Annotated in this window: 24 protein-coding genes; 5 read left to right on the forward strand and 19 right to left on the reverse strand. The window is 64.5% G+C overall.

Going from position 1 to position 26430, the window contains the following annotated elements:
* Positions 1-18: 18 nt before the first annotated feature.
* The 19 genes from HF203_RS12765 to rpmH form a co-directional block, all read right to left on the reverse strand.
* Positions 19-996, reverse strand: coding sequence for a LysR family transcriptional regulator (locus HF203_RS12765; protein ID WP_168670298.1), 978 nt, complete (start codon positions 994-996; stop codon positions 19-21).
* Between the two features lie 129 nt (positions 997-1125).
* Positions 1126-2250, reverse strand: coding sequence for a twin-arginine translocase subunit TatC (tatC, locus tag HF203_RS12770; RefSeq protein ID WP_210424770.1), 1125 nt, complete (start codon positions 2248-2250; stop codon positions 1126-1128).
* Positions 2251-2320: 70 nt separating this feature from the next.
* Positions 2321-2626 (reverse strand): Sec-independent protein translocase protein TatB, encoded by a 306-nt coding sequence (gene tatB, locus HF203_RS12775; protein WP_168670300.1) that lies wholly within the window; start codon positions 2624-2626, stop codon positions 2321-2323.
* A gap of 26 nt (positions 2627-2652) precedes the next feature.
* The gene (gene tatA / locus HF203_RS12780; protein WP_168670302.1) at positions 2653-2910 is read right to left on the reverse strand and encodes a twin-arginine translocase TatA/TatE family subunit; all 258 of its coding nucleotides are present in this window, start codon (positions 2908-2910) and stop codon (positions 2653-2655) included.
* A gap of 273 nt (positions 2911-3183) precedes the next feature.
* Positions 3184-3501 carry a phosphoribosyl-ATP diphosphatase gene (locus tag HF203_RS12785; protein ID WP_168670304.1) on the reverse strand — a complete coding sequence of 106 codons (318 nt, stop codon included), beginning with the start codon at positions 3499-3501 and terminating at the stop codon, positions 3184-3186.
* A gap of 32 nt (positions 3502-3533) precedes the next feature.
* The gene (gene hisI / locus HF203_RS12790; RefSeq protein WP_168670306.1) at positions 3534-3947 is read right to left on the reverse strand and encodes a phosphoribosyl-AMP cyclohydrolase; all 414 of its coding nucleotides are present in this window, start codon (positions 3945-3947) and stop codon (positions 3534-3536) included.
* On the reverse strand, positions 3944-4690 hold the full coding sequence (gene hisA, locus HF203_RS12795) for a 1-(5-phosphoribosyl)-5-[(5-phosphoribosylamino)methylideneamino]imidazole-4-carboxamide isomerase (RefSeq protein WP_168670309.1): 747 nt from the start codon (positions 4688-4690) through the stop codon (positions 3944-3946). Before hisA ends, hisI begins: the two co-directional genes overlap by 4 nt.
* Positions 4691-4745: 55 nt before the next feature.
* A complete protein-coding gene (hisB, locus tag HF203_RS12800) occupies positions 4746-5351 on the reverse strand; it encodes an imidazoleglycerol-phosphate dehydratase HisB (RefSeq protein WP_168670311.1) in 606 nt (201 codons plus the stop codon).
* 1207 nt (positions 5352-6558) lie between these two features.
* Complete coding sequence (locus HF203_RS12805; RefSeq protein ID WP_168670313.1) at positions 6559-7197, reverse strand: hypothetical protein; 639 nt, start codon at positions 7195-7197, stop codon at positions 6559-6561.
* Between the two features lie 127 nt (positions 7198-7324).
* Positions 7325-7801, reverse strand: coding sequence for a TubC N-terminal docking domain-related protein (locus tag HF203_RS12810; protein WP_168670315.1), 477 nt, complete (start codon positions 7799-7801; stop codon positions 7325-7327).
* Positions 7802-7851: 50 nt separating this feature from the next.
* Positions 7852-11031: a DUF927 domain-containing protein gene (locus HF203_RS12815; protein ID WP_168670317.1), complete on the reverse strand. Its 3180-nt coding sequence runs from the start codon at positions 11029-11031 to the stop codon at positions 7852-7854.
* Between the two features lie 284 nt (positions 11032-11315).
* On the reverse strand, positions 11316-11558 hold the full coding sequence (locus HF203_RS12820) for an AlpA family phage regulatory protein (protein WP_168670319.1): 243 nt from the start codon (positions 11556-11558) through the stop codon (positions 11316-11318).
* A 125-nt stretch (positions 11559-11683) separates the two neighbouring features.
* The gene (locus tag HF203_RS12825) at positions 11684-12556 is read right to left on the reverse strand and encodes a hypothetical protein (RefSeq protein ID WP_168670321.1); all 873 of its coding nucleotides are present in this window, start codon (positions 12554-12556) and stop codon (positions 11684-11686) included.
* Positions 12557-12666: 110 nt separating this feature from the next.
* The gene (locus HF203_RS12830) at positions 12667-13974 is read right to left on the reverse strand and encodes a tyrosine-type recombinase/integrase (protein WP_168670323.1); all 1308 of its coding nucleotides are present in this window, start codon (positions 13972-13974) and stop codon (positions 12667-12669) included.
* 213 nt (positions 13975-14187) lie between these two features.
* Positions 14188-15525, reverse strand: a complete 1338-nt coding sequence (mnmE, locus tag HF203_RS12835; RefSeq protein WP_168670325.1) for a tRNA uridine-5-carboxymethylaminomethyl(34) synthesis GTPase MnmE — start codon at positions 15523-15525, stop codon at positions 14188-14190.
* A 4-nt stretch (positions 15526-15529) separates the two neighbouring features.
* Positions 15530-17203: a membrane protein insertase YidC gene (yidC, locus tag HF203_RS12840; protein ID WP_168670327.1), complete on the reverse strand. Its 1674-nt coding sequence runs from the start codon at positions 17201-17203 to the stop codon at positions 15530-15532.
* Entirely contained in the window at positions 17196-17432 is a 237-nt protein-coding gene (gene yidD, locus HF203_RS12845; protein ID WP_168670329.1) for a membrane protein insertion efficiency factor YidD, read from the reverse strand. Before yidD ends, yidC begins: the two co-directional genes overlap by 8 nt.
* Complete coding sequence (rnpA, locus tag HF203_RS12850) at positions 17417-17806, reverse strand: ribonuclease P protein component (RefSeq protein WP_168670367.1); 390 nt, start codon at positions 17804-17806, stop codon at positions 17417-17419. The genes yidD and rnpA overlap by 16 nt, the downstream gene beginning before the upstream one ends.
* Positions 17803-17937 carry a 50S ribosomal protein L34 gene (gene rpmH, locus HF203_RS12855; RefSeq protein ID WP_005222248.1) on the reverse strand — a complete coding sequence of 45 codons (135 nt, stop codon included), beginning with the start codon at positions 17935-17937 and terminating at the stop codon, positions 17803-17805. Before rpmH ends, rnpA begins: the two co-directional genes overlap by 4 nt.
* A gap of 263 nt (positions 17938-18200) precedes the next feature.
* On the opposite strand from rpmH, the gene dnaA reads away from it, so the two are divergent.
* The 5 genes from dnaA (at position 18201) to gatB (ending at position 26381) form a co-directional block, all read left to right on the forward strand.
* Complete coding sequence (gene dnaA, locus HF203_RS12860) at positions 18201-19556, forward strand: chromosomal replication initiator protein DnaA (RefSeq protein WP_343043922.1); 1356 nt, start codon at positions 18201-18203, stop codon at positions 19554-19556.
* Positions 19557-19648: 92 nt separating this feature from the next.
* Positions 19649-20749 (forward strand): DNA polymerase III subunit beta, encoded by a 1101-nt coding sequence (gene dnaN, locus HF203_RS12865; protein ID WP_168670331.1) that lies wholly within the window; start codon positions 19649-19651, stop codon positions 20747-20749.
* Positions 20750-20765: 16 nt separating this feature from the next.
* Positions 20766-21866, forward strand: a complete 1101-nt coding sequence (gene recF / locus HF203_RS12870; RefSeq protein ID WP_168670332.1) for a DNA replication/repair protein RecF — start codon at positions 20766-20768, stop codon at positions 21864-21866.
* A gap of 546 nt (positions 21867-22412) precedes the next feature.
* Complete coding sequence (gene gyrB, locus HF203_RS12875) at positions 22413-24818, forward strand: DNA topoisomerase (ATP-hydrolyzing) subunit B (RefSeq protein ID WP_168670334.1); 2406 nt, start codon at positions 22413-22415, stop codon at positions 24816-24818.
* A 120-nt stretch (positions 24819-24938) separates the two neighbouring features.
* Positions 24939-26381: an Asp-tRNA(Asn)/Glu-tRNA(Gln) amidotransferase subunit GatB gene (gene gatB, locus HF203_RS12880; protein ID WP_168670336.1), complete on the forward strand. Its 1443-nt coding sequence runs from the start codon at positions 24939-24941 to the stop codon at positions 26379-26381.
* Positions 26382-26430: the final 49 nt, after the last annotated feature.

Raw genomic sequence — 26430 nt, forward strand, 5'->3', positions numbered from 1 at the left:
CGTCCCTTCTTGGGTCGATCAACCCAGGAAGGCGTCTTCCCATTCGGCTTCACCGACGGTCTGGGGCTGGGGCTCCACGACCCGGTCGGCAAAGGCTGAATCAAGGATCTTGATGAAGCACTTGGTCTGCGGTGAGAGGAACTTGCCGCGACGCTGCACGATGCCGTAGCTGCGCTTCGGGAAGTAGTGATCGAGCGGGATGGTGTTGAGGTGCTCCTCCCCGGTCAGACAGACATCGGTGACGATGGAGATGCCGAGCCCGAGTTCGACATACTTCTTGATCACCTCCCAACCACCGGCCTCCAGCGTCACCCGATACCCGAGATTGTGCTGTTTGAACACCAGGTCAACCATGCGCCAGGTACTGAGATGACGCGGCGGCAGGATCAGACCATAGGGGGCGATGTCCTCCAGGGTCACCGTCTCACGCCCGGCCAGCGGGTGATCGGACGGGGTGATCAGTGTCGGGCGATAGGTGACAAACGGGCGATAGGTGATGTCGTCCGGGACCTCGAGCATCGAACCCACGGCGAGATCGACCTCGTCGGCACGCAACATCGCCAGACCATCGCGACCGGTGACGTTGTGCAACTTGAGCTCGATCCCGGCGAACTGGTCGACGAATTCACGTACCGGATCAGGGAGGATATAGAGGATGGTCGACTCACCGGCGGCGATGTTGAGCGTGCCACGGTCGACCCGGCCGCATTGGGTGGCGAAGGTCTCGTGGAGCTTGTCCATACCCTCGACCAGCGGCTCGGCCATCTGGAACAGCAGGTCCCCTTCAGGGGTGAGCTTGATCTTGGGGCCACGGCGCTCGAACAAGACGGTACCGAACTCGCGCTCGAGCGCCTGGATCTGCAGCGAGACCGTCGGCTGACTCAGGAAGATCTTCTCCGCTGCGGCACTGACGCTGCCGGTCCGGGCGGCATGACAGAATGCGCGCAGCTGCTTGAGCCGGTTCTGCTTGTAGTGGATCTGCGATCCGGAGCCCATGGCGAACCATCCCTCAGTCGACGACAAAGGTCGATATTAGCCGATGAACGCCATTGATAAAAGCAATACCCCTGTTATGCACCAGAAAAGTCTCATGTTTTGACGATTGACGCACATTCCGTGCACGGCTCAGTCGTCGAGTTGGGCGAGGATATTGCGTGCTACACGCCGCGCATCCTCGTCTCCCTCCTCGAGCACCTCGTACAAAACGTGTCTGGCAGCAACCAGGCTGTCGAGTTCCCGCAGCCGATTGGCACGCTTGAGCTTTTCCTCTACCGAGTTGATCGCGCCGGGTCCCGGCGCAACGATCGGGGGCTCGTACCCAGCCTCCTCGGTATCGATCCGATCGAGTTCGGCCTCCATCTCGGCCTCGCTCAACGGCTGCCAACGCGAGGCCTCGTCGAGCGCAGGATCGAGCTCACCGCCGACCGTGGTACCGGGGCGGGGCCCACCAGGCACCGGCGGGCGCGCCGGACCATCGGGGTCAGTTCCGTCATCGTCATCCTCGTCGAACCGTCCCTTGAGCAGGACGCGGGCGAACAGGATGCCGAGTTCGAACAACAGCCACATCGGGATCGCCAGCAGGGTCTGGGAGATCACGTCCGGCGGGGTCAGCAACATACCGACGACGAACACCCCGACGATCACGTAGGGGCGCTTGGCGGCGAGGGCGTTCGGCGTGGTCAGACGCAACGCCACCAGCAAGATGGTGGCGATCGGGATCTCGAAGGCCAGACCGAAGGCGAAGAACAGGGTCAGCACGAAGTCGAGATAGGCCGAGATGTCGGTCATCATCGCCACGCCCTCGGGCGTCGAGCCGGCGAGGAAGGCGAACACCAGCGGGAACACCACGTAGTAGGCGAACAGCATGCCGAGATAGAACAGCAGCACACTGGAGAGCAGCAGCGGCACCGCCAGGCGCCGCTCGTGCTGATAGAGCCCGGGGGCGACGAAGGCCCACAGCTGATAGAACAGGAAGGGCATCGACAAGAACACCGCCGCCACCAGCGCCAGCTTGAAGGGCGTGAGGAAGGGCGCGGCCACCTGGGTGGCGATCATGGTGTTGCCGTCGGGCAGCTGCGCCATCAGCGGCGCGGCGATATAGACGTAGAGCTCGTTGGCGAAGGGGAACAGCGCCAGGAATACCACCAGGATGGCGATTACCATCCGGATCAAGCGATCGCGCAGCTCGATCAGGTGGGAGACGAAGGGCTGTTCGGCGCCCGGATCATCGGGTTGCATCGCAGGTGACATGACAGGACTCTATCCGGACGAGGGGTGCACGGCCCCGGATTACGCCGGAACACAGGGATGGCGGCAGCGGCTAGTCCCGCGGCGGGGGATCGACACGTTCGGCGCCGGAGGTCTTGACACCGTCCGGCGCGCGCCGCTCGGGTTCGTCGAGGAGGGTCTCGAGCGGGCGCGCACGGCGCTGCTCCTCGAGGACGCGATTGAGCTCCTCGGTCTGGAACTCACGATCGATCTCGTGCTTGACCGAGGCCAGGGTACGGCGGGCCTTGCCCACCCACTTCCCGGCCATACGCGCGACCCGCGGCAGTCGCTCCGGGCCGATCACGACCAGCGCGACCACCGCGATCAGGATGAACTCCCAGAATCCCCAGTCGACCATCAGGCCTCCCCGGTCCGACGCTCAGCTCAGGACTGACGCTTGTGGGTCTCTGCCGAGGCGCCGCTGGCGGCCTTGGCGTCGGTACGCTCGGCTTCGCTCAGCTGCTCGGGCGCCGCTGTCTCGGCCTCGCGATCCTTGTCGGCATCGGACATCGCGCTGCGGAACCCCTTGATCGCGGTGCCGAGATCGGAGCCGAGGTTCTTCAGCCGTTTGGTGCCGAACAGCAACAACACGATCACCAGGATGATCAGAAGCTGCCAGATACTGATACCGCCTGCGCCCATGTTCTCCTCCGGACCACCCCTGTGCGGCGGTCGACTCTAGCCTCAGTGGAAACGCGCCCGACCACGACTGTCGGCGCGCATCGAGAATTCGTGTCCCGGGGCGACCCGTGTGCGAGCGGTCGGTCGATCGCCTCTACCGGCCCTCAGCACGATCGGGGCCGAAGCGTGCCGGAACGGCCGCACCGAGGACACACACTCGGGATATCCGAGGTCGCCGGGAAGGCGCAATCATACCGCAATCACGGCCTCCCCGGCAGCCCCTGGCACACCGGCTCAGCCCTTGCGCGCGGCCTTCTCCGCCAGCCCCGAGAGACCGAAGCGACGTTCGAGCTCGGCGAGGACCTGATTCGGCCCCAGCCCCTGATGCGAGAGCAACACCAGGGTGTGGAACCACAGATCGGCGACCTCGTAGACGACCTTCTCGGGTACTCCATCCTTGGCGGCCATCACCGTCTCGGTGGCCTCCTCGCCGACCTTCTTGAGGATGGCGTCGAGCCCCTTGGCGTGGAGCTTGGCGACATAGGAACTATCGGGGTCGGCGGCCTTGCGCGCCTCGAGGACCTCGGACAGGCGATCGAGTACATCGTTCATGGGGAGTGACAAACCTTCTGCAAGTGTAGGGCTCAGCCCTTGGAATAGATGGCGTCCGGGTCCTTGAGCACCGGTTCGACCGCACGCCACCCGGCGCTCTCGTCGAGGCTACGGTAGAAACAGCTGTGACGCCCGGTGTGGCAGGCGATACCACCGCGCTGCTCGACCTCGAGCAGCACCACGTCGCCGTCGCAGTCGAGACGAATGTCGTGCACCACCTGCTGGTGGCCCGAGGACTCGCCCTTGTGCCACAGCCGCCCGCGCGAGCGCGACCAGTAGACCGCGTGCCCGGTCTCGCGGGTGAGGCGCAGCGCCTCGCGGTTCATCCACGCCATCATCAGCACCGTACCGGTACCGCGTTCCTGGGCGATCGCCGCAACCAGGCCGTTGGCATCCCAAGCGACGGCATCGAGCCAGTCGCCCTCACACCTCGCGGTCCCGCTCATGCCTGCTGCACCCCGACACGATCGGCCAGCTGCTGGCCAGCGGCGAAGTCGAGTGTGCCCTCGTAGATCGCCCGCCCGGTGATCGCGCCGCTGATGCCACTGGCGGCGGCCTCGGCCAGCACCCGCACGTCATCGAGGGTGGTGATGCCGCCGGAGGCGATCACCGGGATGCGGATCGCCTCGGCCAGGGCGCGGGTAGCCTCGACGTTGGGACCGCTGAGCATGCCGTCGCGACCGATGTCGGTGTAGACGATCACCGAGACGCCATCGTCCTCGAAACGGCGCGCCAGGTCCTCGACGCGGTGCTCGGTGACCTCGGCCCAGCCGTTGATCGCCACCTGACCGTCCTTGGCGTCGAGCCCGACCATCACGTGACCGGGGAAGGCGCGACAGGCGCGGGCGACGAACTCGGGCTCCTTCACCGCCTGGGTGCCGATGATGCAGTAGCTCACCCCGGCGTCGAGATAGGCGGCGATGGTGCGCTCGTCGCGGATACCACCACCGACCTGGATCGGTAGCTCGGGGTAACGCGCGGCGATCGCGCGAATGGCCGCGCCGTTGACCGGCTCGCCGGCGAAGGCGCCGTTGAGATCGACGAGGTGCAGGCGGCGGGTGCCGGCCTCCACCCAGCGGCCGGCGACCTCGACCGGGTCGTCGGAGAACACGGTCTCGTCGTCCATCCGGCCTTGACGCAGCCGCACGCAGCGGCCGTCCTTGAGATCGATTGCGGGGATCAGCAACACGGGAATAGGGTCTCTTGCTGGGGTTCGGAAAACGGTGATCGGGGCGTGGGCGCGCTCACAGCGCGCCCTTGGTCGAGGGGGTGATCCCGGCCATGCGCGGATCGGGCTCGACGGCCATGCGCAGTGCCCGTCCGAAGGCCTTGAACACGGTCTCGGCCTGGTGATGGGCATTGGTGCCACGCAGGTTGTCGATGTGCAGGGTCAGCGCGCCGTGATTGACCAATCCCTGGAAGAACTCCTGGAACAGGTCGACCTCGAAGGCACCGATCTGGGCGCGGGTGAAGGGCACGTCATAGGTCAACCCGGGGCGCCCCGAGAGGTCCACCACCACGCGCGACAGCGCCTCGTCGAGCGGCACATAGGCATGGCCGTAGCGGCGAATGCCGCGCTTGTCGCCGAGCGCCTGGATCAGTGCCTGACCGAAGGTGATGCCGATGTCCTCGACGGTGTGGTGCGCATCGATGTGGAGATCGCCCTCGGCCTCGACCTGCAGGTCGATCAGACCGTGACGCGCGATCTGGTCGAGCATGTGCTCGAGGAAGGGGACGCCGGTGCGGAAATGCCCCTGCCCGCTGCCATCGAGATCGAGCGTGACGCGAACCTGGGTCTCAAGGGTATCGCGCGCGACCTGCGCGCGGCGGTGTATGGTCTCAGCAGACATGGGATGATCGCTCGGTGACGCCTGGTATACGGATCAATTCACTACTAGGATAACAGCCTGTGCCGGGTTCGTGGCTCCTACCAGCTACCAGCTGCCAGGGGATTGAACCGCGAAGGCGCCAAGGGCAATAAGCCGCCAGCAACCAGCCGCCAGTGGGTGCGGACCCGCGCCGCCTGTGGCCTTACGCCGACATCCATCATTCACTTTGCGTGCTTCGCGGCTTTGCGGTTCAACCCTGGCGGCTGGCGGCCTTACGATACAGAATAGAGCAAACGTTCTAAGTACCTTGTTTCAAAAGGGAAAAGAAAGCTGAAAAAATAGAGCAAGGAACAAAAGCAGGCACAAAAATTCGACCCTGCCTGTCAGCCCCTCGTGTAGTTTTCTGTAGTAACCGGTCACCCATCAAGCCTTCCCCTATCAGCCCCTCGTGGCGGCTTCCGTCCCCAGCTCTTGTCCACCTCGCCCACCTTGTCCCCGGTCAGATTTTTTCGGGATCGCTGTTTTTTAGGGGGACAGCGGGGACAGCGGGGACAAACCCGCGTGGTTGCTGGGTTTTGGCTGTCCCCTTACCCCCTGTCCCCATGGGGACAAGGGGGACAGGACGGGGCGGCTTCCGTCGTTCATCGCGGATCTGCGGCTTGCTGTGGTCACCAGCGGCGGGCGGGTCCTCCCTGGAACCCCTTAGCCCGCGGGTTCGTTGCAGCGCGACATTCTCGTGTTTTCTTGGGTCGTAGGGTTGTTTCTGTTGTCTGGGGTTCTTCCTTGGTCGGCGCCAGCAGCCCAAAACCAAGACGCACCCAAGACGCACCCAGCAAAGCCAGCAACCACGCGGTATCCGGCGAGTCGAGCGCACCCAAGGCGCACCCAAGGCGCACCCAGCGCGCACCCAGCAAGACGCGCCGGATTACCGGACGCCGGATGCGTGCCCCTCTTCCCCGTCTCCGGGTCTGCCCTACGTCTGCCCCGCGTCTCTGGCGAGCCCGCGTCATTACTGGGTTTCGGTGTGCCCCGCTTGGTCTGCCCTACGTCTGCCCTACGTCTGCCCCACTTCTCGACGGCGCTCGAAAAAGACGAATTTCGCCCTTTTGGAATCCACTTCCAGATGGGCCAAGCTGCCAGGAAGTAACCGGCGTGGTGACCGTCGGCGACCCACAAAAAAGGCCGCCGCCCTGGATGCAGCGGCGGATCACACCGCCGCATGCGGTGGTCAGGCGCTGGGACCCCGCATCCTCCCGACCAAGGCCACCAGCGCCTCGTGAGTCCGCTTACTGGGGCGTTGTTGCCCTCGGCTGATGCGGCTTATCTGGCTGCGATCACAGACATTGCCGATGGCGTGAGCCACGGCTTGATTGGACTTCAGCCCGCCATGCTCGCGCAGCCATGCAATCAGATCAGCGGCAGTCTCGGCGTCTCCGGGCATCTTCGACTCGGATTGCGTTAGTGACGGATTAACGGCGGCGCGGACCTGCTCCAGCTCGGCCTTCAGCTCTCGAATGCGCTGGTCCCGCTTGCGAACCTCGGACATAAGGGCCTCGTGCTGGTCCTGCGCGCGCTGTGCCTGCTCGAAGAGACGCTGATTCTGCGCCTTAACCTCGGCGCGCAAGCGTTCCAGCTCGCCGGCCCCCGGCGGCGTTAGTGACGGAGTTCGGGTCTCTTCTACCGCTTCAGCCAGCTTGGCGCGGGTCAGTTTCAGTTCGTCGTGCAGTCGCTCAATCTCGGCGGCGTCGGTTTGTCGTGCTTTCAGCCGAGCAATGTATCGGCGCTGGCGCTCGGCGTTGCTGAGAGCTTTTCCGCTGGGCTTAGGGCCAGGGCGGCGGCGTTCGGAAGTGTCGGTAGCATCGGGCATGGCGCCTATCCTTGTTAGTAACTCAATTAAAGAATAAGCGTTAGTGACGGGGTTCGCCAGCCGGTACGCGCCGCGTACTGCGTACCCGCATGCGTACCAGCTGGCCCACTACCCCCTTCCTGGTTGGCTATCCCCCTCCCCGCCACTCAGCGCACCGGATGAAGGCGTCAGGATACGGCCAGAGAGACCCCGGCCCACCGCTCGCTGGCGCATCCACCAGACAGCGCCCCAGCCCTCCCGCAGGGTTTAAGCGGTTGCGCTGGTAGTGGTGGCAGGTGCAGCAGGTGACGCCCTCGGGCTCGGGCTCGGGTTCGCCCCCTCCCGCCGCCTTGAGGATCGAGGCCAAGCCAGCCGAGAAGCCTGTGGGGCGCCTCATGCTCGACAGCCACTCAGCCCTGGCAGCGGGGTCGGTCTCACCTATGGCATCGAGATAGGCGTTGCCAGCGGCGGTGAGCAGCGCGACGACCTCGGCCCTGTGCTCGCGGATCTCGGCGCGCAGATCGTCGGTGAGTCTCGACACCGGCGCGACGGTCAGCCGTTCGCCATCCACGGCCACGCTGAATCCTTGGTCAGCCAGGGTATGCAGGATCTCGGCGGCGTCCACGTCTCGCCTCAAAAAGCCACAATCCGTGTCCAAAAAGAAGCGAGCGCCCATCAAAACCAACCAACATCGTCGGTTATGTCCACCTTGTCCCCGGTCAGATTTTTTTCGGGATCGCTGTTTTTTAGGGGGACAGCGGGGACAGCGGGGACAAACCCGCGTGGTTGCTGGGTTTTGGCTGTCCCCTTACCCCCTGTTCCCATGGGGACAAGGGGGACGAGATTGTTCTGATCGTCCCTTGTCCCCGATTCTCGTCCCCCTCGTCCCCCTCCGGTTTCGGTGAGGGGGACAGGCTCTAGCCCGCGTGGTTGCTGGGTTTGTCCCCCTTGTCCCCGTTGTCCCCCTGTTTTTTGGGTCTGGCCGCTTTTTTCTTCCAAAATGGCTGTCTTGACGGCGTACAGCCGGGGGCGCTTTCCATCTATCGCGAACGATGCGCGGGCTACTAGCTTGTGGTTTTCGTTGGTGAACAGGTATCCGGCAACACGAAGCGTGCGCGCAATAGTGGTCTTGTCGTTGCCTGGGGCGGCCTCAGAAAGCCCAGCGTCGGTGAACCACCAATGGCCCGTTTGGCTATCGACGAACCCCACACGATCCCGAACCGGCTCGTCCTGGTGGCTGTAGGGGTCATTGACGCGCTGGAAGCGTGACTCGTGAGCCAGGATGAAGGCGCGGACGCTGGCGACGATGCGGTCCTCGTCAGTTTCAGACGATGTCGTCAGCCAGGATTGCGCCATCGTCTGCGCGGCGGATCGGATCAGGCCGGAGGCAACAGGCAGCACGCCAAGGTCGCTGGCCAGCTCACCAGCGGCGGCGATCAGCGCGAAGCGGCGCAGCGCGCGGCGAGTCTCGGCGCGCAGCTCGGGCGGCGCTATCTCTGCCAGGATGGCATCGACCAGGGCGCGGACGTGGGCGCGGGCCTCCGACATAGTGCCGAACTGGGCGGCAATCCTGTCGATGAACTCCGGGCCAGCGGTGCCGTAGTGGCGAGCACAGGCGGCCTTGATGCCGGACACCAGGGCCTCGCGCTCTTCCTGGGGCGCGTTGGCGGCGATATCGGACACCTCGACATCGAGCGCGCGGTGGGTGAGCCCGCCCTTGACGCTTCGGGCGCGTCTCCCGTCTTGGTCAGGGTCAGCCATGCGCGCGTGCAAACTCATTTCGCCGGTGCTGATTGCGATGGTTCGCCAGGATCGAGGCTCGCGCATTTCTCGGGAGGAATTCATCGCGGTCTTTCCTTGCCCACCAGCCAACTGGTAGACCAAGGGGCGAACGTCGCCCACGGTCGCAGCCCCCAGCTCATCGAGCACAAGCGGCATATCCGAGTGAGCCTCGGCGAGACCTTCCAGTCCGTTACCGGTCAGGTTCCAGCGGCGGATGAAGGCGAGAGACGGCGCATCGGCAGGGTCGGCAGCACAACCCCAGGGCGAGGCGGCCAACTGCCCGAGCGTCGTTTTACCTCGGCTCGTGGTACCCCAGAAGTGGAGGACATAGCTATCGGCGCCCTCGGCGAAAGCCAGCAACGCTGGCGCCAGCCCGGCACAGAGCGCGAACAGCATTGGCGGGTGTTCGCCAGCGGGACGGGCGATCTCGGCGCACCACTGCTCAAGCGAGCCGCTGGCGTGAACGGTCTTCACGGTGGGCGAGTAACGATCTGGCTGATACACCAGCTCGCGGGTGCCGTCGCCACTGATGACGCGGTCGGGCATCACAAAGGCCAGGGCGCCGGTAGGGTCTTCGAGCCAGCCCAGGCGCTTTGCAGACAAGATGCGCTTCTCTACGTCCCATGCGCCAAGGTAGGCCAGCGTCTTTCTCTCCCGGCCTGGGATCGTCTTTAACCCCAGCTCGGCCAGCTCACCGACCAAGGCGGACGGATCGTCGTGCAGTCGAGACGCGGGCAGGGCAAGGCGTCGCTCGTGGCCGTCGTGGTCGAGAAACCCCAGCACCAGCCCCCATTGCCCATGGGCGCCGGTTGTGCGACCGGCAATCCACAGCGGGCCGCATGTCGGGATGTATTCGTCTGGCGCGTCCCCGCTCTTCTCCTTGATCTCGTAGACCATGCTTCGGGTCAGCTTCCAGCCTTTGGGCGGGGTACGGCCTGGGGTCTCTTCCGGCTTGCTCGCCCTGATCTGCTCTTCAATCTGGTTAGTAACAGAGATAAGGCCGAGTCGAACGTGGGCATCGTTCCAGTCGGACGCGCCTTCGGGCCGGTCCTGCCCGAAGTCTGGCGCGACCACGATGCCGCCAGCAGCTTCGGCGGCTTTCACAGCATCCGGGTGGGCGGCACCGGTGGCCTTCTCCAGGTCGGCGCCGATGATGATCTTGGCTTTTGGGTTGTGCTGGTGCACCAGGGTGGCTATGGCCTTCATGTTCGACGCCGACAGCGCAGCGATAGCCGGGCAGCCCAACGCGGCGGCCAGCGACAGCGTGGTTGCTACACCCTCGGCGATGATGACGCGCCCGGCCTGGTCCTTGGGCAACCCCTGAGTGGCCCAGTAGGCGCCGCTCTTGGTGCCGCGCCCACGCAGGGCAGACTTGCGCCCGGCCTCGTCGATCAGCTCCAGCGAGACCGTGGCGCCGTCACGCTCGATAGGTGCGGCCAGCAACACCCCTTCCAGCGCCTCGCCGCCGACCTTGGGCGCATAGCCCAGCAGCTCCCGTACGCGCTCGGCTGGGATCTGGCGCAACCGCGCCCCCTCTTCGGGCGGGGCGACCTGCTTTCGCGCCAGGTAGGGATGGCTGGGCTCGGCATCGACGGCCTCGTCGAGGATCCGCAAGGCCTGCTCGCGCGCCTTGGACTGCTCGCGCTCGATGGTCGCGCGCTCCTGAGCCTCGCGCCCCTGGCGGATGCGCTGGCGCTCGGCCTGCTCTTCGGCGGTCGGCTCCTGGTAGTCGCGCGACGGTGACCAGCCGTGTTGCTTGGCCAGATCGAAGAGCGTGGCAATGGTGATGCCGCCCCCTGGTGAGACGCTGCGCCAGACATCCACGGCGTCTCTTGCGTCGTAGTTCTCCGCGCCCTGGGACCATGCGTCCCACAGCACACGCCCGGCATCACCAATCTCGTCCTTGATGGCCATAGCCGCCTTGACCCAGTCGTCTCGATCGTCAGGCGGGATGGCGCCCAAGGCGTCGCGGATACGCTCTACATCGGCGCCGGGCAGCGAGGCGCCGAAAGGCGCTTGAACGGCGAGGCTCGCGGCGAGGATGTCAGGGTTGGTGGTTTTCGTTTGGTTCATAGGTCAATCTCAGGTTGTGGATTGACCGCTTCCAGGCAGGCAAGGGCAGCGAAAGCACCTCTTCTGAGATACAATAGCGATGCCGGTGCCGGACCGTTCACGCGGTCAGGCTTTGTCCTGGGAGTGGCGCCAACCACTCCCGGAACGGTTACAGGTCAACGCGCGGGCGGCGCGACCATTCAGCGGCTCAGGCTCTCCAGCCTGGGCCGTTTCTATTTGCGCCTCCGACATGCGGCGGCGCTGCTTCTCCTGTCGAGTGCGGCGCCAGTTTCTCGATTCCCGGCTCATGACAGCCCCCGCCTCTTGGCGGCCTGAGCTTCGAGCCAGGCCTCTACTTCCTCCAAGATCCAGCCAACAGCCTTGGCGCCGATGGGGATCGGCCTCGGAAAGGTCGGGTCGTATTCTCCGGGGCGCTTCGGATTCAGCTTGAGCTTGCCGTAGATGGTGGATCGGCTTAGACCCAACTTCTTCTCCAGCTCGGTACGGCGGATGATGGTCTTGGGCCGGGTGTTTGGTGTCGCGGTCACGGGTCAGCTTCCATGGTTAACGCCGGAGCATACCGGCATGGGTGAACACACTAGACCGCTCTTCTTTCGGGTAGGCCGAACAAAACACCGAATTCGAGAAAAACACCGAATTCGGTATTTAGTTCCTATTTTTTCTTACGCCGCTGCAGTGATTCTGGGATTTCATCGAGAATCTTCTTAATAGTTCCGTCATCGACGGCAACAGGAGATCGCTCGGTGATTTCTCGAATACGTTGAGACGCCCCTCGCTTCTGCGTATTGATTCCTAGCTCGCAGCAAAGCGCTTCGATAATGACATGACGGGTATCCCTTTCTTTTTTTGAAAAAGGGCGACCCACAGGAAAAGATGGCTGCTCTTCGCGATGTCTCAACTGCTCTTTCAATCGCTGGTTTTCTAAAACCATCGCTTTGTAAGCAGCTATAGCATCTTCTGCTGTGAGCGGTTCGCCTCCACGCAAAAACTGAAAAATTCCTCGTTCTATTTCGAGGCGACGAATCAATCGCGCTCCTCGCTTCAGCTCGAAACGAAGGTATGCCGCCTCCTGAGCCAGTAAATCGTGCAGCGTTGTTTGATCGTTTGACCAGTCATCAAAAGCATCTCCAGCCGTATAACCTCTTTCCTCCAACCATAAACAAAGTTGTGAGTAATCAATTACAGTTTGATCTGAAACCAAGCACTCATCAAAGTCTCGCTGCTTGCGCACTGACTCCAGCGCCCCCTTTTCAACAGCAGCTATCAATCGCGATTCAAAATCTTTTGTGGCAGGCGTTAGAAGTTCTTTTAACCTGGGATCGCCTTCATTACCGCCCCAATCTTCTGGCTCTTCAATACCTGGAAGCTCCCCGGAATACCACATATCCAACACCAGCAATTCCGCCGCCTCAGGAATCGTTAGACACCAAACACCGAAATCAGGAAGAGCGCTTAGACGGTACGCGATCTCGCAGAAAGCCAAAAAATCCTCTTTGTTGAGGCTGTCTTGTTCTTGTTGGTCCATTTTTACCCTCCCCCCTCTGCGCTGCCCTTAAAGAAGGCGCCGCGCCAGCCGGGTAAGGGTGCCCCGGCGTTCGGCCCGTCGGCCTAGGCGCGGCGTAACTCGGTTGGGCATCAGCCCGCTTGATAGGCTTTCCCAAATCTCCCGATGATGACCTTGCGGCCTTCCTCGATCTGGCTATCCACGAAATCCGCCCACCACTGCAGCATCTCGCGCCGCTGCTCGGCGTACTGCGCCCGGTTGTAGACGCCCCGAATGCCCCTGGTTTCATGGGCAAGCGCCTTCTCGATCCAATCGGAGTTAAACCCGGCCTCGTGTAGATGGGTGGACGCGGTACGCCGGAAGTCGTGGATCACGAAGTCCTGAACGTCGAGATCCAGGGTGCGGACGGCGACGTTGAGCGTACTGCTAGCGATGGGCTTCTTGAGGGTGTTGCGGCTTGGGAAGACCCACTCGGAGCCGCCCGCCAGGCTCTTTAGTTCCTCAAACATGGCGACCGCTTGCCGCGACAAGGGCACTAGGTGTGCCTTGTCCTTCTTCATGCGCTCGGCGGGAATCGACCACTCAGCCCGATCTAGGTCGATCTCGTCCCAGCGCGCCCCGATCAGCTCGCCCTTGCGGACCATGCACAGAATCAGCAGGTGCAGCGCCAGCTTGTGCGAGCGTTTCATCGAGGATTGGTAGATACCCCGCAGCAGCAGCCCGAGTTCATCCTGGGACAGTGCAACGTCACGACTCTTGGCTGTGGCGATGTACTTCGCCTCGACCGCCGCCGCAGGGTTGGAGGTGACTAGGCCGCGACCAATGGCGTAGGCGAACAGTCGCTTGAGGATGTTGCGGGTCCGCAAGGCCATCTGATCGGCGCCGCGTGCTTTGATGGCATCCGTGATGGCCAACACGTCATCTAGGGTGACCTCGGCAAGCAGCTTATTCCCAATGGCGGGAATCACGTCCTTGTCGAGCACGCGCTTGATATTCCTGGGGTTGCTGTTGCTCGGCTCCACAATCTCGGCATACCAACGCCAAGCGAAGGCCTCCAGTGTCCCCACTGCCGCCCGCTCTTGCGCTGCATTGCGTTGATGCGTCTTCAGGCACCAGTTACGGATGAAAGCATGCGCCAGCTCCCGCGCCGCTGGGGTCGCGTCCTGGGGGACTGGATCGCCGCGCTTGAGCTTCATTGGCGACAGGCCACGCGCCGAAAGCGCCTTGCAGTCGTCCCGCCAGGCGCGGGCATCGGCGAGCGAAAAGGACGGATAGGTACCCAGTCCTACCCGCTCTTGCTTGCCATTCAGCCAGTAGCGCAGCCCCCAGCTTTTGACGCCACTCTTCGAGACCTGGATAAACAGCCCGCCGCCGTCCGATCTGCTATAGGCCCGCTTCTCGGGCTTCATCGTCCTCAGCCGGGTATCTGACAATGCCATCTGTTGGCCTCCGCTTGCGCCGCATGAATGTTCCGGCGGGTGAGGGGCGCCGTTCCTTCCGTCTGGCGCCGCCATCCTAAAAAGGAACGCCGGGAGGAACGATTTTTAGCGGATTACCCCGGAACATGCAAGCACGCCACAGACGAAAAAGCCCGCATCTAGGCGGGCTTAGGGGGATCTTTCGGAAGAGTGCGGAATGCTCAGGAAGGCTCGCTATTTTCCGATACAGAAGCTGGAGAAGATGCGCCCGAGCAGGTCCTCACTGGTGAAGCGCCCGGTGATCTCGCCGAGCGCGCGTTGGGCCAGCTGCAGTTCCTCGGCGACCAGCTCGGCGCCGACGCCCGCGGCCTGGGCGCGGGCGGCCGCCTCCAACGCGGCCAGGCCCTGGCGCAGGGCGTCGAGATGGCGACGGCGGGCGGTGAAGGCCCCTTCGGGACGGACACCGATCCCGGCGACCGCCTTGAGGTGCTCGCGCAGCAACGAGAGCCCGCGCCCCTCGCGCAGCGACAGCGCGATCTCGGTGGCGCCCTCACGCTCGTCGCAACCCGGCTCGGCGCCGGTCAGGTCGATCTTGTTGCGCAACCGGGTGACGCGCACCCCCTCGGGCAGGCTCGCGGCGGTCTCGGGATCCGGCCCCTGGGTGGCGTCGTAGACCCACAGCACCAGATCGGCGCGACCGAGCTGCTCGCGGGCACGACGCACCCCCTCGCGCTCGACCGGGTCGTCGCTGTTGCGGATGCCGGCGGTGTCGATGATGCGCAGCGGCAGACCGTCGATCTGGATGTCGCTGTGCAGCAGGTCACGGGTGGTGCCGGGGATGTCGGTGACGATGGCGGTATCGGCCCCGGAGAGGGCATTGAGCAGGCTCGACTTGCCGGCGTTGGGGGCACCGGCGATCACCACCGAGAGCCCCTCGCGGATACGACAGCCCTGGTGCGCTTCGGCGAGCACCGCACGGGTCATGGCGATCAACTCGGCGAGATCGGCGGCGACCCGGGACGCGTCGCCGGGGTCGATCTCCTCATCGCTGAAATCGAGTGTGGCCTCGAGATAGGTACGCAGCCGCACCAACCGTTCGACCAACGCCTCGATCCGCCGCGAGAAGGCACCCTGCAGGCTGTTGCCGGCGAGCCGGGCGGCGAGCGCGGAGGCGCTCTCGATGAGGTCGGCGACGGCCTCTGCTTGGGCGAGATCGAGCTTGCCGTTGAGGAAGGCGCGCTCGGTGAATTCGCCGGGGCGGGCGGGGCGGGCGCCGAGTTCGAGACAGCGCTGCAGCAACAGGTCCATCACCACCGGGCCGCCGTGCCCCTGGAGTTCGAGCACGTCCTCGCCGGTGAAGGAGGCGGGGGCGACGAAGCGCAGTGCGATACCGGCGTCGATGAAGCCACCTGCGGCGTCGCGGAAGACGCCGAAATGGACCTGACGGGGGGCGGGCAGGGCGCCGAGCAGGGCGCGGGCGATCGCGGCGACGCCCGCGCCGCTGACCCGGACGATGCCGACACCCCCGACGCCGGGCGGGGTGGCGACGGCGGCGATGGTGTCGGTGCTCATCGGGTTAGCGCTTCTGCTTGGCTGGAGCCTGCTCGATCTGGCGCGTGATATGCCACTGCTGGGCGATCGAGATGATGTTGTTGACCGTCCAGTAGAGCACCAGACCCGCCGGGAAGAAGGCGAAGAACACGGTGAAGACGAACGGCAGCGCCATCATGATCTTGGCCTGCATCGGGTCCGGCGGCGGCGGGTTGAGCTTCTGCTGCACGAACATCGACACACCCATGATCAAGGGCAGGACGAAGTAGGGGTCAGGCGCCGAGAGGTTGTCGAGCCAGAGGATGAAGGGCGCGTGACGCATCTCGACGCTCTCGAGCAGTACCCAATAGAGCGAGATAAACACCGGGATCTGCACCAGGATCGGCAGACAGCCGCCGAGCGGGTTGATCTTCTCGGTCTTGTAGAGCTCCATCATCGCCTGGTTGAGGCGCTGCTTGTCATCGCCGTAGCGATCCTTGATGGCCTGCAGGCGCGGGGTGAGCTTGCGCATGTTGGCCATCGAACGATAGCTGGTCTCGGAGAGCTTGAAGAAGGCCAGCTTGATCAGGATGGTCAGTACGATGATCGCCCATCCCCAGTTACCGACCAGCGCGTGGATCTTCTCCAGCACCCAGAAGATCGGCTGCGCGATCACCGTCAGCCAGCCGTAGTCGACCGCCAGCTCGAGACCGGGGGCGATGGCGGCGAGGTCGTCCTGGAGCTTGGGACCGACGAACAACTGGTTGGCGAAGCTGTGGGTGGCGCCCGCGGGGATGCTCACCGCCGGCGAGTACTTGCCGATGATGTAACGCGAGTCGTCGAGGACCTTGGTGTAGAAGGTCTCCTGAACCTGACGCGGCGGGATCCAAGCGGCCATGAAGTAGTGCTGGATCATCGCGATCCAGCCATCGCTCACGCTGCGATCGAGCTTGTCGTCGCGCATATCGTCGAAGGACACCTTGGTGTACTTCTCTTCCGGGCTGTAATAGACGCCGCCGGTAAAGGTGTGGACGAAACTCGGCTCGTTGGGATCGTAGAAGTCGGTGCGCTGGAGCTGGTTGTACTCACGCGCCACCAACGCGGCATCGGAGGCGTTGGTCACCCGCTGCTCGGTGCCGATCACATAGCTGCCACGCGTGAAGGTATAGATACGTTCGACGGCGACACCGTTCTCGCCCTGCCAACGCAGCACCACCTCGAGCTGCTCCTGCCCATCCTCAAGCCGGTACTCGGCCTGCTCGGCGGTGAAGCGCGCCTCATGCGTCGGTAGCGCACCGGCCTGCTGACCGATCAGACCCGACTGGGCGATGAACATATTCGGCGGCACCGGCTTCATCAGCCGGAACTTGTCCTCGGGGCGCTCGGGCACCACGGCATAGTCGAGCAGCCAAGCGCTGGCGATAGTACCGCCCTGGGGCGAGATCTCGAGGCGCATGACGTCGGTCTCGACCACCACCGGGGCGGCGCTGGCGGCACGCATCTCGGCACTCATCGCACCGGGGGTCGCCAGGTCCGGGGTCACCGCGACACTGGGCACATCGGCGGCGGTGGAGTCGCCCGCGTCCGGGATCGCCCCCGTCGACTCGGTCATCGCGACCTGCGGCGACTGTGGCCGCCCGTAGTCTTGCATCCAGGCCTCGTAGATCAGGAACGAGACCGCGGCGAGGGCGAGAAACAGGATCAGGCGCACATTATCCATGAGTCGAGGTCTGCCTAGCTGGGGGAACGGGATCGACGCCGCCGGGGTGCCAAGGGTGACAACGCAACACACGGCGTACGGCGAGATAGCTGCCGTAGGCCGGGCCGTGACACTCGATGGCCTCGATGGCGTATTGGGAACAGGTCGGATAGAAGCGACAACGCGGCCCGAGGAGGGGGCTCAGCACGTACTGATATACGCGAATCAGAGCGGTCAGGATTCGGCGCATGGTTGTTTCTTCCTGATGGTTGCCCAAGCACGCTCGAGATGATCGAACAGTCGCCGGTTGGGCAGCGTCGGCGCGCCACGCGCGCACATAACCACGACATCCACCCCGGGGAGGGTGTGATGGTGGTTCCGGAAGCTTTCGCGGACGAGACGCTTGAGCCGGTTGCGGTCAACCGCGCGTCGCGCGCACTTCTTGGAGATTGCCAGCCCGAGTCGCGCGTACCCGTTCCCGTTGGCACGGAACAGGACGACGAAGCCCTGCTTTCCTGCACGGGTGGGATCGCTGAAGACGTGCCGATACTGCGTGGCGCACGTCAGTCTCCGCTCTCGCGGAAAGGCTCGCTCGGCGCGACCGGCGGAGCGTTCGGGGTTCAGAGCGCGAGGCGCGCGCGGCCCTTGGCGCGACGGGCAGCGAGGACCTTGCGGCCGTTGCGCGTGGCGCTACGCGCACGAAAGCCGTGGGTACGAGCACGCTTCAGGCGGCTCGGTTGAAAGGTGCGCTTCATGGTCGGTACTCCAGGGAGTTTGGAATTGGCAGCACAGGGCGCATGGCGCCCCTTTATAAAAGGCGCGAAAATTTAAGCAATTCATGAGCAAAAGTCAACGCCTAAATGATCCACACCTGTGGATAAGTCGCGCCGAGAACGCTAGACTCCGAGCCCACCGGAGCGGTTCGAGGTGAGCCTCGTCAACCCACTCCGCGACGAAACAGAGACCGCCCAAGGCGGTGCGATTGCGGGCAACGAGACGACGAGGATCGGAATCAACCGTGGGTGTGTGGGAAAAATGCGTCAAGCAGCTGAAGGGGGAACTGACCTCCGCCGAATACAACACCTGGATCCTACCGCTCCAGGCACGCATCGACGCCGATGTGCTGCGCCTGTTCGCACCCAACCGCTTTGTGCTCGACTGGACCCGCCAGCACTACGAGCCGCGATTACTCGAACTGTGTGCGTTACACAGTGAGGGGCAGGTCTCACGCATCACCTTCAGCGTCGGCGGTATCGATCAGACGGTCGCCGAACCCGAGCCGGCGCCAAGCCGCCCTCGTGCCAGCGCCCCGGCGATCGCGACCGCCATGGGTGACGACCGCGATCGCCAACTCAGCGCCAACCTCAATCCCGATTTCACCTTCGACAGCTTCGTCGAGGGCAAGTCCAACCAGCTCGCCCGCGCCGCTTCCTTCCAGGTCGGGCAGAACCCTGGTACCGCTTACAACCCCCTCTTCATCTACGGTGGGGTCGGACTAGGCAAGACCCACCTGATGCACGCGGTGGGCAACATGGTGCTCGCCTCCAACCCCAATGCGCGGGTCGCCTACCTGCACTCCGAGCGCTTCGTCGCCGAGATGATCAAGGCGCTACAGCACAACCGTATCGACGAATTCAAACGCACCTATCGCTCGGTCAACGCGCTGCTGATCGACGACGTGCAGTTCTTCGCCGGCAAGGAACGCTCGCAGGAGGAGTTCTTCCACACCTTCAACGCGTTGTTCGAGTCGCGCCAACAAATCGTGTTATCGAGCGATCGTTTCCCCAAGGAGGTAGTCGGACTCGAGGAGCGGCTGCGTTCGCGTTTCGGCTGGGGGCTGACGGTCTCGATCGAGCCACCGGACCTCGAGACCAGTGTCGCTATCCTCCACAGCAAGGCCAGTCTGCTCGGCGTCGACCTGCCAGAGGACGTCGCCTTCTTCGTCGGTCGCCGCATCCGCTCGAACATCCGCGAACTTGAGGGCGCACTGCGCCGGCTGGTGGCCAATGCCCAGTTCACCGGCAAGCCGATCACCCTCGACTTCGCCAAACACGCGCTGCGCGACATGCTCGCGGCGCAGGACAAACAGGTCAGCATCGAAAACATCCAGAAGACCGTCGCCGAATACTTCAAGCTGCGCGCCTCGGACATGCTCTCAGCCAAGCGCAGCCGCTCGATCGCCCGCCCGCGTCAGATCGCCATGGCCTTATCCAAGGATCTGACCAAACACAGCCTGCCCGAGATCGGCAATGCCTTCGGCGGGCGTGATCACACCACGGTGTTGCACGCCACGCGCAAGATCAAGAGCCTGCGCGAGAGCGACGCCGGGGTCGAGGAAGACTACAGGAATCTGCTGCGGATCCTGACCTCCTGAGACACCCACGGATCCAGGATCGCGCCATTCGGCGGTCGTGCACAGGGCGCATGACGCCGCAACCGCCTTTTCACGATTTTTAGGAGATATTCATGGAATTCGTCGTTAACCGCGAGATCTTGCTACCAGCGCTGGGGAAGGTGATCGGCGTCGTCGAGCGCCGCCAGACGCTGCCAATCCTCGGCAATTTCCGACTGGTCGCCGCCGAGGGCGAGATCACCATCCTCGGCACCGACCTCGAGGTCGAGGTTCAGACCCGCTGCGAGGCGGCGGTCCAGGAGGTCGGCGAGACCACGGTGCCGGCGCGTAAGCTGGTCGACATCTGCCGCAACCTCGGCGAGGGCACCGATATCCGCTTCCGCGTCAGCGACGAGCGCTGCGTGGTCACCGCCGGGCGCGGACGCTTTTCGCTCGGGGTGCTGCCGGCGGCCGACTTCCCGGTGATGGAGCAGGAGCAGGGTGGGGTCGAGTTCGGGCTCGACGAGGCCGGTTTCAAGCGGGTGTTGGAGAAGACCGCCTTCGCCATGGCCCAGCAGGACGTGCGCTATTACCTCAACGGTCTGTTGATCGAGTTCGATGCCAAGGGGCTGACTGCGGTGGCCACCGACGGTCATCGTCTGGCCAAGTTCAACACCGATCTCGGGGTCGCCGCAGTCGACGGCCGTCAGGTCATCCTGCCGAGCAAGACGGTGCTCGAGCTGCGCCGCCAGCTCGGCAACTCCACCGACCCGGTCTCGGTCACCCTAGGCGAGAAGAGCATTCGCCTGGTCATCGGCGACATGGTGATGACCTCCAAGCTCGTCGACGGCCGCTACCCGGACTACGAACGGGTCATTCCCCACCAACTCGCCAAGTCGGCGCTGATCGACAGGGACCAGCTCAAGCGCGCGCTCTCACGCACCGCCATCCTCTCCAACGAGAAGTATCGTGGCGTGCGCCTGGCCTTCGACGCTGGCCTACTCAAGCTCCAGGCCCACAACCCCGAGCAGGAAGAGGCCGAGGAGGAGATCGAGATCGAGTACCAGGGCGAGTTCACCGCGATCGGCTTCAATGTCTCCTACCTCACCGATCTGCTCGGCGTGCTCGACAGCAGCGAGGTCGAGGTCAGCTTCCAGGACGGAAACAGCAGCTCGGTATGGCGGGGGAGGGGGGCCGAGGCCGAGACCTACGTGGTAATGCCGATGCGCCTCTAGTCGCACCCCGACCGAGATGCCCGATCCCGCCCCCGCTTGCCCGCTGCGCACGCTGCGGGTAGTCCACCTGCGCCGTTGTCGAGAGGTCGCGATCGCAACCGCCGCGCCCGTGGTGGTGCTCACCGGCGGCAATGGCGCGGGCAAGACCACATTACTCGAGGCGGTCTACCTACTCGCCCGAGGGCGCAGCTTCCGCGGGCGCAAGGCCGGCCCGATGACCACCCGTGGCGAACGTGGCACCTTGGTCGAGGCCCGTTGCGACGCCGATGCACCGGACGGACACCTGTTGCGCTATCGCCGTGATCATCATGGTCGCGAGCACAGCCTCGACGGTCGTCCCTGGCCTCCACCAGGCAGCGTGCGGCCACTACGCATCAAGCTCATCGGTGAGAACGCCCAGTCATTGCTCGAGGGTGATCCAGCCTTGCGCCGGACCTTCCTCGACTGGAACCTGTTCCACGTGGAACCTCGACTCGGCGCCCTCAGACGTGAACTCTCCCGTGTCCAGCAACAGCGCAACGCCGCGCTGCGCCGAGGGGGTGGGCGGGAACTCACGGTCTGGGACCAGGCGTTGGGTGCGCTCGGCGAGCGCATCGACGATCTACGCCAGGCCTTCTTCGCACACTGGCACGCACGCTTCCAGCAACTCACCGCGGCCTTTCCCTTCCTTGATGACTGCGAACTGCGCCTCGCCCGGGGCTGGCCGATGACACAGTCCCTGGCCGAGGCGATCGCTGCGGCCCGTCCTGGCGAACTCGCCCGTGGCCACACCCTGGTCGGTCCCGGACGGGCTGACGTCCAATTGACACGCGATGGTGCCCGACTCGCGCTCTCGCGCGGCCAGGCCAAGGTCGTGGTCTGTCTGTTGCAGCTCGCCGCCGAGCAGGTCCATCGCGACCAAGGCCTGGCCCCGGCGCTGTGGTTGCTCGATGACCTCGAGGCCGAACTCGATGCCCGGACCCTGGCACGACTCTGGGAGGTCATCGGCCAGCGCGAGGGGCAGTGCCTCCTCACCCGAGTGGCCACCGCTGCCGACCCCGGTCCCTACACCCACCCCGACACGCGCCTGGTGTTCCACGTGGAACAGGGCGCAGTGGTCGACGACGCCTCGACCTGACCCTGGACGCGATGTTCCACGTGGAACACGCCCCGCAGGACAAGGCGGCCCAACGCCACGCGCCGGGGACACCGCGCCCCTGTTTCACGTGGAACATCGGCAACCGGCGCAGACACGGCGGCTGACGATGTCTGCGCCACCTCGGCAGGAGAACGCCGCAGGCGACACCGCCCTGTTCCACGTGGAACAGCCCCCTCAGCCACCGCCCGAAGATCGCGCGACAGCGCCCAAGCAGGGCGCCATCCCGTATAATCACTGGAATGAGACGACCGCCCAGGACCCTCGCATCGCGCGCTGCGTATCGGCATCGGCCGCTCACCGTCGACGCGGGGCACGCCCCCCGTCCCGTGCAGGCCCGCGCCCTTCGGGGCCAAGCCTGGTCATGACACCCGGAGGTCTGCACGGAGAACGCCCTGTGCGTTTCAGCACGACGCCCCAGAACACGACGCTCGGCTCGGACACCGAACCGCGTATCCCCCGATCCGTTGCCCTTTGCCCGCCGGGCATCGAACGACAGGATCTCACTCATCGCTCGAAGCAGATCACATGACGTACGATTCCTCCAACATCAAGGTACTCCGCGGATTGGACGCTGTCCGCAAGCGTCCGGGTATGTACATCGGCGACACCGACGACGGCACCGGTCTCCACCACATGGTGTTCGAGGTGGTCGACAACTCCATCGACGAGGCCCTGGCTGGCTATTGCTCGAGCATCAGCGTGACCCTGCACGCCGATGGTTCGGTCTCGGTGGTCGACGACGGCCGCGGCATCCCGGTCGATATCCACGAAGAGGAGCAACGCTCGGCCGCCGAGGTCATCCTCACCGTGCTACATGCCGGCGGTAAGTTCGATGACAACTCCTACAAGGTCTCCGGTGGGCTGCACGGGGTCGGCGTCTCGGTGGTCAATGCGCTCTCCGAGTGGCTCAAGCTGCGCATCCAGCGTGGCGGTCACGTCTATGAGCAGGAATACCGCATGGGCGAACCGGTGTATCCGCTCAAACGGATCGGTGAGACCGCACAGACCGGCACCGAGATCCGTTTCCAACCCTCGCCCGAGATCTTCACCAGCCTCGACTTCCACTACGACATCATGGCCCGCCGGCTGCGTGAGCTTTCCTTCCTCAACTCGGGGGTGCGCATCATCCTCAGCGAGGAGGCGACCGGGCGCAGCGATCACTTCGAATACCAGGGCGGCATCCGCGCCTTCGTCGAACACCTCAACGGCAACAAGGAACCGATCCATCCGACGGTGATGCACTTCACCGCCGAGCGCCAGGACATCACGGTCGAGCTGGCGATCCAGTGGAACAGCGGGTATCAGGAGACCATCTTCTGTTACACCAACACCATCCCGCAGCGCGACGGCGGCACCCATCTCGCCGGGCTACGCGCTGCACTCACCCGCACCCTCAACAACTACATCGAGCATGAGGGATTGGACCGCAGCCAGAAGGTGCGTGCCATCGGTGATGACGCCCGCGAGGGCCTCACCGCGGTGCTCTCGGTGAAGGTGCCGGACCCCAAGTTCTCGTCCCAGACCAAGGACAAGCTAGTCTCCTCCGAGGTCAAGTCGGTGGTCGAATCGCTCGTGGCCGAACACCTCGGTTTCTTCCTCGACGAGACCCCGAACGAGGCCAAGGCGATCGCCAGCAAGATGCTCGAGGCGGCGCGGGCGCGCGATGCCGCGCGCAAGGCGCGTGAGATGACCCGGCGCAAGGGCGTCCTCGACATCGCCGGGCTCCCCGGCAAGCTCGCCGACTGCCAGGAGAAGGACCCGGCACTCTCCGAGCTCTATCTGGTCGAGGGTGACTCGGCCGGCGGCTCGGCCAAGCAGGGACGTGATCGCAGCTTCCAGGCGATCCTCCCGCTCAAGGGCAAGATCCTCAATGTCGAGAAGGCCCGCTTCGACAAGATGCTCTCCTCGGCCGAGGTCGGCACCCTGATCACCGCGCTCGGCTGCGGCATCGGACGCGAGGAATACAACCCCGACAACCTGCGCTATCACCGCATCATCATCATGACCGATGCCGACGTCGACGGCGCCCACATCCGCACCCTGCTGTTGACCTTCTTCTACCGACAGATGCCGGAACTGGTCGAGCGCGGCTACATCTATATCGCCCAGCCGCCACTGTTCAAGATCAAGAAGGGCAAGCAGGAGGAGTACCTGCTCGACGAATCGGCGCTCAACAACGCCATGCTGCAGACCGCCCTCGACGGCGCCGAGCTGCACGTCGCGCCCACGGCCATGGCCCTCGCCAGTACCGCACTGGAGGCACTGGCACGCGACTATCAGGTCTTCGTCGGCATCATCAAACGACTCGCCGCCCGCTATGACGCGGCCTTCCTTGAGGAACTCACCCGGTTACCGGCACTCGATGCCGCCACCTTCGCCGACCCCGACGCCTTCGCACCGTGGCAGGCACGCCTCGAGTCCGGCCTCAACCGTGAACAGTCGGCCTCGCTGCACTATCGCATCAAGCACATCACCGCCGACGGCGAGCGCGCCCCCGGCATCGAGGTGGTGCGCCTGATCCACGGCATCCCCGACACCCGCTTCGTGCCCCTGGAGTTCTTCCAGACCGCCGACTACAAGCGCCTGGTCGACTATGGAGCCAAGGTCGACGGCCTGCTCGAACCGGGCGCCTATATGGCCCGCGGCGAACGCCGCCGCGAGATCAGCTCGCTCGGCGAAGGGGTCCGTTGGCTACTCGCCGAGGGTCAGCGTGGCTACAGCATCCAACGCTACAAGGGTCTCGGCGAGATGAACCCCGAGCAACTGTGGGAGACCACCATGAACCCGGAGGGCCGGCGGTTGCTCCAGGTCTCGATCGAGGACGCGGTCGCCGCCGACCGTATCTTCACCACCCTGATGGGGGATCAGGTCGAACCACGTCGCCAATTCATCGAGCACAACGCGCTCAACGTCGAAAACCTCGACATCTAACCCCCGGTCAACGGGCGCGCGCCCCAAGGGAGGCGCGCCCGATGCGCTAGCATCGCCCCACACCTTGGCACCGCGAGTGCCGAGTTGACGCATCGACAAGAGAATCAGGCAGGCCCAACCATGCAATGGGAAACCGTCATCGGTCTCGAGATCCACACCCAGCTCGCGACCCAATCCAAGATCTTCTCCGCGGCACCGACGGCATTCGGCGCCGAACCCAATACCCAGGCGTGTGCCATCGACCTCGGGCTGCCCGGGGTGCTCCCCGTACTCAACGCCGAGGTGGTCCGTCTGGCGGTGCGCTTCGGCACCGCGATCGACGCCGAGATCGCACCGCGCTCGGTGTTCGCCCGTAAGAACTACTTCTATCCCGACCTCCCCAAGGGCTATCAGATCAGCCAGTACGAGCTGCCGATCGTCGGCCGCGGCCAGGTCGAGATCGTGCTCGACGACGGCACCGTCAAGACCATCGGCGTGACCCGCGCCCACCTCGAGGAAGACGCCGGCAAATCGCTCCACGACGATAGTCTGCTCGGTGGCGGCCACACTGGCGTCGACCTCAACCGCGCCGGCACCCCATTGCTGGAGATCGTCTCCGAGCCCGACATGCGCTCGCCCGAGGAGGCGGTCGCCTACGCCCGCAAGATCCACCAGCTGGTGCGCTACATCGGTATCAGCGACGGCAACATGCAGGAGGGCTCATTCCGCGTCGACGCCAACGTCTCGGTGCGTCCGCTCGGCAGTGACACCTTCGGCACCCGCACCGAGATCAAGAACGTCAACTCCTTCCGCTTCCTCGAGCGCGCCATCGCCTTCGAGGTCGAGCGCCAGATCGATCTGCTCGAGGACGGCGGCCGCGTGATCCAGGAGACCCGGCTCTACGACGCGGCCAACGACGAGACCCGCTCGATGCGCACCAAGGAGGAGGCCAACGACTACCGCTATTTCCCCGATCCCGACCTGCTACCGGTCGAGATCGACGCCGCCTTCATCGAGCGCGTCACCGCCGATCTGCCGGAACTCCCGGACGCCAAGCGCGCTCGCTTCCGCGACGACTTCGGGCTCTCCGAGTACGACGCCAACCTGCTCTCGAGCAGCCGCGTGCTGGCCGACTACTTCGAGGCCGTGGCCCGCGCCAGTGGCGAGCCCAAGCTCGCCGCCAACTGGGTCAGCGGCGAGCTGATGGCCGCGCTCAACAAGGCCGGACTGGAGATCGAAGCCTCCCCGGTGGACGCCGAGGGACTCGCCGGGCTGATCGCCCGGATCAAGGACGGCACCATCTCGGGCAAGATCGCCAAGCAGGTGTTCGAGGCGATGTGGTTGGGTGAAGGTGACGCCGATCAGGTGATCGAGCAGAAGGGACTCAAGCAGATCACCGACAGCGGCGCCATCGAGTCGATGATCGACGAGATCATCGCGGCCAATCCGGTCCAGGTCGAACAGTACCGCGCCGGCAAGGAGAAGGTGTTCGGGTTCTTCGTCGGTCAGGTGATGAAGGCCAGCGCCGGCAAGGCCAACCCGCAACAGGTCAACGCCATCCTCAAGGACAAGCTGCGGCCCTGACCCGCGGTCGCGACCTCGCATCCTGCTCGGCCGCGGGCGGGATGCGGGT

Origin of the sequence: Marichromatium bheemlicum, from assembly GCF_012276755.1 — a bacterium.
GTDB lineage: Bacteria > Pseudomonadota > Gammaproteobacteria > Chromatiales > Chromatiaceae > Marichromatium > Marichromatium bheemlicum.